We start from the raw sequence: 10,968 nt of genomic DNA, 5'->3' as shown, positions 1-10,968 counted from the left end.
TAACAAGATCGTCTCGGGCCGCTACATCCTCCAGCCCGAAGTGATGCGGGTGCTGGAAAACCAGGGCAAGGGCGCGGGCGGTGAAATCCAGCTGACCGACGCAATGGCCAAGATGATCGGCACCCAGCCGTTCCACGCAGTGACCTTTGACGGCGCGCGTTATGACTGCGGCAGCAAGGTCGGCTTCGTCGAGGCGACGCTGGCGATTGCCCTGTCACGGCCCGACATGGGCGCGGATGTGCGGGCGATTGCGCTCGATCTACTGAAATAGGCTGGCGGGGGCAGCGTTTCCGCCGCCCCGCGCCCGGATTACTCCGCCGCTTCGTTGCTGGTGACGCCCTCGCCGTCATTGTCCTGCGCGATGGCGGGCTTTTCCTTCGGCTTGGCGGGCGCCGACGGGGTGGTTTCGATCTCTTCGGCTGCTCCCTTGGCCAGGCCCGAAAGCGAGGACCCGTCGAGCCCCAACTCCTTCATCAGCCCGTCGAGCACCGGTGCCTGCGCGCGATAGGCGAGCGCCGCTGACACCGCGTCGCTGGCGAGGTTGCCCGAACCCGCACCGCCTGAACCGCCGCCCGAACCATTGCCGTCGTTCGCTGCACGCCCGCCATTGGTAAGGCCGTCGACCTGTACGATCTTGATCGAATCGATCGCTTCCATCGGCTTGGCGCTCTCGCGGATGACTTCGGGCAGCACCTTGAGCAGCGCCATCTTGGTCTGCAGGCTGATCTGCTCCATCGACAGGATGTTGGCGGCTTCGTTGATCGCGCGCTGGCCCGCGGCTTCGACCTCGAAACGCACCCGCGCGGCTTCGGCACGCAGTTTTTCCGCTTCGGCCTCGCCCTGGGCTTCGAACTTGATCGCCTGGGCGCGGTTGGTGGCCGCGTCCTTTTCCGCTTCGGCCTGCACCTTGACCGCGATGGCATCGCGTTCGGCCTGCTTGGCAGCCTCGATCAGTTCGATCTTCTTCTGACGCTCGGCGATCTCGCTTTCGCGCGCGGTGGCGACGCGTTCCTCGGCCTCGACCGCCTTGGCGCGGGCATCATCGGCCTCGGCCTTGGCCTGGCTTTCCTCGCGGCTCTTGTTCTGCACCGCGATCTGCTGTTCCTGCCGGGCGATTTCGAGCGCACGCTGCTGATCGATGCGGGCTTCCTCGACCAAACGGTCGGCCTCGATCTGCTGGGCATCAACCTGCTTCTTGGCCTCGATCCGCGCGGCATCGGCCTCGCGCTGGCGCTCGGCCTGTTCGCGGGCGATTTCGGATGTTTGCGCGGCGCGCCGCACCTCGACCTCGCGCTCCTGTTCGAGCCGCGCGTATTCCTGATCGCGCGCGATCTCGAAGCTCTTCTTGTCCGCCTCGAGGTTCTTGCTCTCCATCTGCACGCGGGTGTCCTGCTCGATATCGTTGCGCAGTTTTTTGCGCGCCTCGATCTGCTCGGTGAGCTTGGTCAGGCCTTCCGCGTCGAAGGCGTTGTTGGCGTTGAAGTGTTCGATGCTGGTCTGGTCGAGCCCGGTCAGCGAGACCGACTCCAGCTCCAGACCGTTCATCGCCAGATCGTTGGAGCTGACCTGCTGCACCTTCTGCACGAAGTCGGCGCGCTGTTCGTGCAGCTCGTTCATCGTCATCCCCGCCGCGACCGAGCGCAGCGCGTCGACGAACTTGCCTTCGACCAGATCCTTGAGCAGTTCAGGCTGCATGGTGCGCTGGCCCAGCGTCTGTGCCGCCATCGCAATCGCTTCGGCATCGGGGCGGACGCGGACGTAGAATTCGGCCTTCACGTCGATCCGAAGCCGGTCGAGCGTGATCAGCGCCTCGCTGTCCTTGCGCACCACCGACAGCACCAGCGTGTTCATGTTGACCGGCATCGTCTCGTGGAACACCGGGAAGACGAGCGCCCCGCCGTTCATCACCACCTTCTCCCCGCCCATGCCGGTGCGCACAAAGGCGGTTTCCTTCGAGGCGCGGCGGTAGAGCCGGATCAGGAACGCGAAGACGAGAACGAAGAACAGCAGGCCGCCGCCGCCCACCGCCGCATAGGTGATCAGATCCGCGGTCGAGCTTGCGTCGCCCGTGGTGACCAGGGCCCCCATTGTCGTCAAAACCATGTGCGTTCCCCTTTAATTGACCAGCCCGAGCAGCGGGCTTTCATAATGCACGCCGTAGAAGGTCTGCCCTTCGCGGCGGACGAGCAGGACGGTGTCGCCTGCGTTGAAGGTGGCGTCCCCGTTGTGCGGTTCGACCATCACGAAATGCACCTGCCCGTGGACGTCGATCACCTTGGCCCGCGCGGGGCTGCCGGCGCGCGCGGTGCCGATCTGGATTTCGGCATCGCGCCGCACCAGATCGTCCAGCGTGATCGCTGTGGTTTCATCCTTCGGCATGACTGCGGCGAGCGGGCGCATCGCCAGGCTGTTGAGCGGCAGCGCCGCAGCTCCTGCGGCCAGCGCGGCCCATCCGGCAGACAGCGGCGCCCCGAGCAGGCTCGTCAGCAGCGACTGCCCGGCCACGCCCACAACCGCAAAGACGAACAGCAGCGCCGCCAGCCAGATCAGCAGCGGCACCCGGCCCAGCCCTAGCAAGGTGGTCAGCGCCTCGCCGAACCCGCCCATCTCGAGTCCGTCGGGCGAATCGAACTCGCCCACGCCCTCGATTGCTTCGGACACGCCGGTAACCTGCAGCAAGGCGATCACTGCAAGCGCGCCAAAGGCGATCAGGAACGGCAGGTTGTGCGGCTCGAGCAAGCTCATGCCGTCAACTCCGCGCAATCAAGGCGAAGAAGGAATCCCATGACGCAAGGCTAGGGCAAACGGGTCTAAAACCCTAGCAGAATCGGACGCGTGAAGCCGTTTTGCGCTGCAATATCAGGCAGGCGTAATTCGCAGTGGCAGCGTCTTCAATCCGCCCACGAAAGTGCTGCTGGCGCGGCTCGCGCTACCCGCCGGTTCGACCGCCGCGACCCGGTCGAGCAGCGCCTCGAACAGGATGCGCATTTCCAGCCGCGCCAAATGCAGGCCGAGGCACTGGTGCGCCCCTGCCCCGAAGGCGAGATGCCGGTTGGGCGAGCGGGCGGCGTCGAAACTGCGCGGGTCGGGAAACTGCGCGGGGTCGTGATTGGCGGCGACATAGTTGATCATCAGCCAGTCACCCTTCCTCACCTGCTGGCCGCCGATTTCGACGTCCTCGGCGGCGGTGCGCATGAAGTGCTGCACCGGGCTGGTCCAGCGGATCGCTTCCTCGACGATGCCGGGCAGCAGCGAACGATCAGTGCGCACGCGGGCAAATTGTTCGGGGTCGCGCGCCAGCGCCTGCATCGCGCCTGCAGTGCTGGCGCTGGTGGTGTCGTGCCCCGCAGTGGCGACGATGATGTAGTAACCCGCCATGTCGCGCGGCGGCAGCGGCTTGCCGTCTACCAGCGCGTTGGCGATCACGCTGGCGACATCGTTGGTGGGGTTGCGGCGGCGATCCTCGGCAATCTGTGCGAAGTAATCCTCGAAGGTCTTCACTGCGCCTGCGACGATCTGCACCACCTGTTCGGGGGTCATGTTCTCCATGCCGCTGCCCGACAGGTCCTTGTCCTGCCCGCCGAACAGCTGCTGGGTGAGCATCTGCATCCGGAACTCGTCCTCGGGCGGCACGCCAAGGATCTGCATGACGACGCGCAAGGGGTAGGGGCCGGAGACAAGCTTCACGAAATCGACTTCCGGGCCCGCCGCAATCATGTTGTCGACCGTTCGCGCCGCCAGCGCGCGCAGCTCGCCTTCCAGCTGCGCAAGATTGCGCGGCATGAACCATTCCTGCGTCAGCTTGCGATATTTCGGGTGGATCGGCGCGTCGAACACCACCAGCGAATCGACCAGCATGTTCGACCCCGTCGCCGCGCGGCTGAATTCGATCGCCTGGTTGAAGCTGAACACCACCGGACGCGGGTTATTGAGGAAGGTGGCGTTGTCCTTCGATATCCGCATCACATCGTCATAGCGGGTGACGAGCCAGAACGGATCGAACAGGCCCGGCGTGTCAGGCTGCACCTTCACCACCGGCGTTTCGGCGCGGATGGCGTCGAAGGTGTCGAGCAGCCCGTCCCACTGCGCATAGGCATGCGGATCGATCACCCGGCGGGCGATGTCGCCGGGAAGGACGGCCTCCCCGTTCTCGCCGCGGTTCACTCGGCGGCTTCCTTTGCCCTGGCGGCGAACTCGTCGCGCAGCTCGCGCTTGTAAAGCTTGCCGTTGGCTTCGCGCGGGAGATCGGGGCGGAAGTCGAACAGCTTGGGCATCTTGATCTTGGAGAGGCTCGGCGCAAGGAATTCGCGCAATTCGGCCTCCAGTGCCGGCCCGGCATCGGCCATGTCGCGGGGCTGCACCACCGCGACGACCTTTTCGCCCAGATCAGGGCAGGGCGCGCCGATCACTGCCGCGTCCATCACCTTCTCATGGGTGACAAGCAGGTTCTCGATCTCCTGCGGGTAGATGTTGACCCCGCCGCTGATGATCATGTGGCTCTTGCGGTCGGTGAGGTAGAGGAAGCCGTCCTTGTCGAGGTGGCCGATATCGCCAAGCGTCATCCAGCCCTTGGGGTGCATCGCCTCGCGGGTCTTGTCGGGATCGTTGTGATAAGTCGGCAGGATCGCGTTCTCGAAATAGATCAGCCCGTCCTGCTCCGGTTCCAACTCCTCGCCATCCGGCCCGCAGATGTGGAGTGTGCCGTAGATCGCCTTGCCGACGCTGCCCGGGTGAGTGAGCCAGTCCGCCGAGCGGATCAGCGTCATCCCGATGGACTCGCTGCCCGCGTAGTATTCGTTCACGATTTCGCCCCACCATTCGATCATTTCCTGCTTGATCGGCACCGGGCAGGGCGCGGCGGCGTGGAGCGCGCGCTGGTGGCTGGACAAGTCGTAGCGGGTGCGGATCGCCGGATCGAGTTTGAGGAAGCGCACGAAGTGGGTCGGCACCCACTGACTGTCGGTGACCTTATATTTCTCGATCGCCTTCAGCGCCTCTTCGGGATCGAACTTTTCCATCATCACCACGGTTCCGCCGAGGCGGTGGACAACCGAACACCAGCCGATCGGCGCGGCATGGTAGAGCGGAGCGGGGGAGAGATAGACCATTGAACCGTCGGCCGGCATTCCTGCACCCATCACTGCGAGGCCGACCAACGGCACGGTAGCTTGCGGATCGGGGTCTTCGGGCGGGGCCGGACGGATACCCTTGGGGCGGCCGGTGGTGCCGGATGAATAGAGCATCACCATACCCGCGCTCTGATCAGGGATCGGCGTGGCCGGCTGGGCAGCGAGCGCGGCGGCGAAATCCTCCGCATCGCCCGAATCCATCACCAGCACTTCAAGCCCCGGGCATTCGGCGCGGATATCGCCGAGCATCGCGGCGAAATAACCGCTGGTGATCAGCAGCTTCGCCTCGGCATCGCGGATGATGTAGGCGGCCTCGGGCGCGGTCAGGCGCGAGGAGATGGGCACCAGCATCGTGCCGGCGCGCTGCGAACCCCAGATCAGAGTGAAATATTCGATGCGGTTTTCCAGCAGCACCGCAAAGGCATCGCCCGCGCCGATGCCGCGCGCGCGCAGCAGATGCGCGAAGCGGTTCGATTCGGCTTCCATCTCGCCATAGGTGATCTGCTTGCCCGATCCGGTCATGATGACGGCGGGATGATCGGGGCGGGTCGCGGCGTGCGCGATCGGATGCATCGACATGTGTTCTCTCTCCCTTGCCGCTAGTGCGGCTTGGAGAGGAAATTACGCGAGGCGCGCCGCCCCGCAAGCAAAATCGGTATGGGAATTGCTACTGAAACGGCGGCGGTTCACGTGCGGCGGACAAGAAAAAAGGCGGCGGGATAACCCGCCGCCATGTTCGGACACCCTCTCCAATGTCCGGCCCGCTTACAGCGGGCAATCTCTTCAATTCACTCGCCGCCTTGGCCGGTCAATGCGCTGTCCCGGGCGAAGGCGAGCTGTGCCTCGCTCTCCACCATATACGGAATCGGATTGACTGCAAGCCCGTCAATGCGAACTTCGTAATGGAGGTGCGGGCCGGTGGAGCGGCCGGTCGATCCGACATAGCCGATCAGATCGCCCTTCTTGATGTTGTCGCCCGCGGCGACGGCGAGTCGCGACAAGTGGGCATAACGGGTTTCCATCGACGCGCCGTGATCGATGCTGATGAACAGGCCATAGCTCGAATACCAGTCGGCGCGGCCGATAATGCCATCGGCGGTGGCATAGACCGGGGTTCCGGTCGGCGCGGCGAGATCGATGCCGGTATGCTTGCGGCGGCCGCCCAGCACCGGGTGGGTGCGCATCCCGTAGCCGCTGGTCAGCTGCGAACCTTCAAGCGGCATGCGCGACGGTACCGAAACGGTCGGCTGCGCGAAGGGGGCGGAATAAGCGGTTTCGGCACCGGCGCCCGCGGTCGGGCTGGTGCGTTCGATTGCGGTCCAGCTGGCGAACAGCGATTTAAAACGCTGGTCGCCGCCGGCCAGCGGATCGACTTGGTTTTCGCGCACCGGCTCGACGATGTCGGCGCTGGCAGTCGCGGAGTTCGCGGTGTTCGCAAAGGCAGGGGCGGTGGCGGCCATCGAAAGCATCGCTGCGCAGCACAGGGCGGCGAGCTTCGACATCTGGCGCACGGCAAAATTCATATCTGACCCGGTCCCCGATTACGGCTTTTGCCGTTCGATGATGAAGCGCGTCTTGTGCACGCTTTCGTTGGATCGTGGTTATGCTGGCGAGTCGTTAATGCGCAATCTCTGCGTAGAAACTGTGCGACAATCCGGCTGCAAGACGCGCCGAGTCGTTGAACGGCGGCTTAATCGCCCCGCGAAAGTGCTGTTTTACGAGGCTCTGCCAAAGGGATTCGGGGTTGGCGCCGATCCGTTCGGCGCATCGCAAAAAGTGTTTGGTGCCGAATCCGACATGCGCGATTTCGTCGTCAAGGATCCGTGCGAGAATTTTTGCTCCGCCCGCGTCCCCGGCCGCCTGAACCCGTTCCAGTGTTGACGGCGTGACGTCGAGACCGCGTGCCTCCAGCACCATCGGCACCACCGCGAGCCGCGCCGCGACATCGTGGCTGGTGGCCTCTGCCGCTTCCCACAGGCCCGCGTGGGCGGGCAGCGCCCCATAGAAGCTGCCGAGCGATTCGAGCTTCCGCGCCAGCAACGCGAAATGCATTGCCTCGTCCGCCGCGACCGACAGGAAATCGTCGACGAATTCCTCGCCCATCTGCTCCCCGAATCGCCCGGCCATGTCGAGCGCCAGATCGATCGCGACGAATTCGATATGCGCGAGGCTGTGCCACAGCGCGATGCGCGCGCGTTCCGATCCGAACTTTCCGCGCTTGGGCATCCGGTTCGGCGGTAGCAATTCGGGCGCGTCGGGCCATGCCGGCCGGTCCGGCATGGTGACGTCAAACCGCCATGCCAGCGCACCCCTGCGCCACGCCCGCGCGACATCGCGGGTGGCGAAGCACTTGGCGCGCGGTTCGGGGGTCAGCAGCGCGGCACGGATCGCTGCAGCAACGCTTTGCATGGTTCGCGTCAAAGAGGCGTGATCAGAGGGCCTGGGCCGCCGCGAGGACTTCCTCGGCGTGGCCTTTGACCTTCACCTTGTCCCACACCTGCGCGATCTTGCCGTCAGGCCCGATCAGATAGGTGGAGCGCACCATGCCCATGTAGGTCTTCCCGTACATCTGCTTTTCCGCCCACACGCCGAGCGCATCGGACAGCCCGCCTTCCTCCGGATCGCTGGCCAGCGGCGCGGTGAGGCCGTGCTTGGCGATGAACTTCTGATGCTTCTTGGCCGGGTCCTTGCTGACGCCCAGCAGCTTCGTGCCCGCCGCCTCGAATGCATCCTTGAGCGCGGAGAAATCCTTGTTCTCGGTGGTGCAGCCGGGGGTGTCGTCCTTGGGATAGAAGAAGATCACCAGCTTGTGCCCGGCGAAGTCGGAGGGCTTCACCTTGCCGCCTTCGGGGGTTTCCATCGCGATATCGGGAATGGCGTCGCCCACGCCGGGAAAGTTGCTCATTTCGTTGTCTCCTGTTCGCTTGTCTGAATGTCCGTGCCCAGAATTTGTTTCCAGATGTCGGCGACCCTTTGCCGTGCTTCGCCGAAGGCTTGCAAGAGATCGGCATAGCTTGCGTATCCGCAGGCCCGTGCCAGCGCCCGCGCACCGCCCGGCGGAGGCTCGCGCCCGTCGGGGGCCAGCAGGCGTCCTGCCACCAGCATCCGCGTCATCAGCGCATGGGGCGCGGCGACATCGGCAGGCAGCAGCCCCGCCTCCACCAACCCGCCGATCGCGATTTCGAGATCGGGATCGAGCGCGGCAGGGGCAGTATCGGCCAGCGCGGAGCCATCCGCCGCCGCGCCGCCCAGTTGCAGATAGTGGACGAGGAATTCGATATCGACCAAGCCGCCGCGCGACAGCTTGGCGTCAAGCATGCCGCCGGGGTGCTTGTGCTTCGCCATCTCGGCCCGCATTTCCAGCACCGCCTTGCGCAGCTCCGCTTGTCCGCGCGGTGCGTGGAGCACTTCTGCCAGCACCGCTTCCAGTTCGCGGCGCGCACGCGAGGAGCCGAACAGCACCCGTGCGCGGGCCAGCGCCATGTGTTCCCACGTCCACGCCGCCTCGCGCTGGTATTTGCCGAAGGCCTCGCAGCTTACCGCCAGCGGCCCCTGGTTGCCCTGCGGCCTGAGGCGCGTGTCGACCTCGTAGAGCGCTCCCTGCGCGGTCGGCACCGACAGTGCCGCGCTGACCCGGCTGGCGAGGCGGTTGTAATAGACCGTCGCTCCCAGCGGGCGTGGGCCATCGGATTGCGCGGAAAAATTGCCGGTGAAGAGGTAGACGATGTCGAGATCCGAAGCATGGGTCAGCGCGCCGCCGCCGAGTCGCCCCAGACCCAGCACCACCAGTTCGCTATCCGGCACGCGCCCGTGCTTGGCGGCGAATTCCTCCACCGTCGCCTGCGCCGCCAGATCGAGCGCAGCCTCTGCCGTGCGCGACAGCGCGCGGGCGATTGCGAGCGGATCGGCCAGCCCTTCGATCAGCTGGATGCCGAGCGCGAAGCGGATCTCGCCGGTGATGACGCGGATCGCGTCGAGCAGGGCCTCGTAATCGTCGCGCACCGCCGCCCCGCGCATCCGCGCCGCAATCGCCGGAACCTCGCCCGGCAGATCGAGCGCATGGCGATCGAGCAGGGTGTCGAGCAGTTCGGGCTTGCGTGCCAGCTCATCGGCCAGAACCGGTGCAAGCGTCAGCGCGGCCACCAGCCGGTCGATCAGGTGCGGGCGTGCGGCGAGCAGGCGGAAGGTGGTGATTGCCGAAGGCACGCTTTCGAGGATGCGTTCGAACCGGGTGATCGCGCGCGGCGGATCGTCGCTTGCCGCCATAGCCTTCATCAATGCCGGGCACAGCCGGTCCCACGCCGCCACGGCCTGCGGCGAACGGATCGCGGCATGGCGTCCGTCGCGCCAGCCCTCGATTCGTTCGGCCAGCGTCTCGGGCTCTTCGAAGCCCAGTTCGGCCAGTTGATGGGCAAGATCGCTGGCCTGCGCCACCGGCGCGGGGGCGGCTTCGGGGGCGCCGATCAGTTCTTCATAAATGCGCGCGGTGCGGTTGGTGAGCTGCGTCAGCTCCTCCACCAATGCCGCCCCATCCGCCAGTCCGTCGAGCCGCGCGACATTATCGAGCGCCGCGGCTTCGGGCAGGCTGTGGGTCTGCCGGTCGTTCACCATCTGCAAGCGGTGTTCGAGCGCGCGCAGCCGGTCATAGCCTTCACCCAGCACCGCAGCGTTTTCCGCACTGATCCAGCCCGCTGCGGCCAGTGCATCAAGCGCCGCGCGTGTGCCGCGCACCCTGAGCGACAGATCGCGCCCGCCATGGATCAGCTGGTGGGTCTGAGCGTAGAATTCGATCTCGCGGATGCCGCCGCGCCCGCGTTTCAGATCGAAGCCGGGGCCGGGTGCGGGCGGGCCCTCGTGGCTTTCGCGGATGCGCAGGGTCAGCGCGCGGATTTCCTCGATCGCGCCGAAATCGAGCTGGCTGCGCCACACGAAGGGCCGGATCGTGGCGAGGAAATCCTCGCCCGCGGCAATATCTCCCGCCGCTGCGCGGGCGCGGGTGAAGGCGGCGCGCTCCCACGCCAGCGCCTGCCCCTGGTAATGCGTCAGCGCGGTGCCGACGGGCACGGCGAGCGGGCTGATCTCGCTCGCGGGGCGCAGCCGCAGATCGACCCGCAGCGCATAGCCTTCATCGGTATTGGCCGATAGCAGCGCCACGATCCGCCGGGCATAGCGCTGTGCCGCCTCGCCCGGATCGTCGCTGGAACGACGCGGCAGGCGGGTGCGATCGTAAAGGAAGATCGGATCGATGTCGGACGAGTAATTGAGCTCGCCCGCGCCCTGCTTTCCCAGCGCCAGCGCGATGAAACCGGCGGTGGATTCCTCGCCCGTGCGTTCGGCAATCGCGGTGCGGATCGCACGGTCGAGCGCCCGGTCGGCGAAGGCGGTGAGTTCGTGCACGACCCGCGTTAACGGGAAGGCACCCGCCAGATCCCCCACAGCGACAGCCGTCGCCAGCGCCAGCCGCTCGCGCCGCAGGGCAACTTCCGCATCGGCATGTTCGCCCTGTGCCCGTGCCCATTGCAGCGCCGCCTCGCCGTCCCCTTTCGACAGCAGCGCCGCCAGTTCCGGTTGGCGATCGAGCGCACGCGCCAGAAACGGCGCGTGATCGCGGGCGCGCCGCAGGGCGCTGCCCCAGTCGGGTTGCAGGTTCTCTCCCATCGCCCGCCTGTCTGGCGGCCGATCGCCGTGCCCGCAAGGGGTGTCTGGTTGCCCTGTCGCTAAGCTGCATGAGGGCGCGCTTGCGCCCTGCCGCCCGCTCTGCAATTGAGGCGCGCGAATTGACCGACAGATACGGCAAGGGATGATCGCCATGATGAAGAGGTTTGCAGGCTTGGGCGTG

Annotated in this window: 8 protein-coding genes and 1 pseudogene; 1 reads left to right on the top strand and 8 read right to left on the bottom strand. The window is 66.0% G+C overall.

Going from position 1 to position 10,968, the window contains the following annotated elements; genetic code table 11:
* Nucleotides 1–271: pseudogene (locus OIK40_RS14105) on the top strand (UTP--glucose-1-phosphate uridylyltransferase); the annotation flags it as partial.
* 38 nt (nucleotides 272–309) lie between these two features.
* Here OIK40_RS14105 and OIK40_RS14100 read toward each other — a convergent pair.
* From OIK40_RS14100 to glnE, 8 genes are all read right to left on the bottom strand, one after another.
* Entirely contained in the window at nucleotides 310–2,088 is a 1,779-nt protein-coding gene (locus tag OIK40_RS14100; protein ID WP_374211819.1) for a flotillin family protein, read from the bottom strand.
* A 27-nt stretch (nucleotides 2,089–2,115) separates the two neighbouring features.
* Nucleotides 2,116–2,745 carry an OB-fold-containig protein gene (locus OIK40_RS14095; protein ID WP_273678994.1) on the bottom strand — a complete coding sequence of 210 codons (630 nt, stop codon included), beginning with the start codon at nucleotides 2,743–2,745 and terminating at the stop codon, nucleotides 2,116–2,118.
* 114 nt (nucleotides 2,746–2,859) lie between these two features.
* Nucleotides 2,860–4,164, bottom strand: a complete 1,305-nt coding sequence (locus tag OIK40_RS14090) for a cytochrome P450 (RefSeq protein WP_273678993.1) — start codon at nucleotides 4,162–4,164, stop codon at nucleotides 2,860–2,862.
* Complete coding sequence (locus OIK40_RS14085; RefSeq protein ID WP_273678997.1) at nucleotides 4,161–5,702, bottom strand: acyl-CoA synthetase; 1,542 nt, start codon at nucleotides 5,700–5,702, stop codon at nucleotides 4,161–4,163. Before OIK40_RS14085 ends, OIK40_RS14090 begins: the two co-directional genes overlap by 4 nt.
* A gap of 215 nt (nucleotides 5,703–5,917) precedes the next feature.
* Nucleotides 5,918–6,652, bottom strand: a complete 735-nt coding sequence (locus tag OIK40_RS14080; protein WP_273678992.1) for a M23 family metallopeptidase — start codon at nucleotides 6,650–6,652, stop codon at nucleotides 5,918–5,920.
* A 94-nt stretch (nucleotides 6,653–6,746) separates the two neighbouring features.
* Nucleotides 6,747–7,538 (bottom strand): ferritin-like domain-containing protein, encoded by a 792-nt coding sequence (locus tag OIK40_RS14075; RefSeq protein WP_273678991.1) that lies wholly within the window; start codon nucleotides 7,536–7,538, stop codon nucleotides 6,747–6,749.
* Between the two features lie 22 nt (nucleotides 7,539–7,560).
* Nucleotides 7,561–8,034 carry a peroxiredoxin gene (locus OIK40_RS14070; RefSeq protein WP_273678990.1) on the bottom strand — a complete coding sequence of 158 codons (474 nt, stop codon included), beginning with the start codon at nucleotides 8,032–8,034 and terminating at the stop codon, nucleotides 7,561–7,563.
* The gene (glnE, locus tag OIK40_RS14065) at nucleotides 8,031–10,787 is read right to left on the bottom strand and encodes a bifunctional [glutamate--ammonia ligase]-adenylyl-L-tyrosine phosphorylase/[glutamate--ammonia-ligase] adenylyltransferase (protein ID WP_273678989.1); all 2,757 of its coding nucleotides are present in this window, start codon (nucleotides 10,785–10,787) and stop codon (nucleotides 8,031–8,033) included. Before glnE ends, OIK40_RS14070 begins: the two co-directional genes overlap by 4 nt.
* Between the last annotated feature and the right edge of the window lie 181 nt (nucleotides 10,788–10,968).

Origin of the sequence: Erythrobacter fulvus (assembly GCF_028595285.1) — a bacterium.
GTDB classification, from domain to species: domain Bacteria; phylum Pseudomonadota; class Alphaproteobacteria; order Sphingomonadales; family Sphingomonadaceae; genus Erythrobacter; species Erythrobacter fulvus.
The sequence above is the reverse complement of the archived record's forward strand: the minus strand, read 5'-3'. Positions and strand labels throughout refer to the sequence as shown.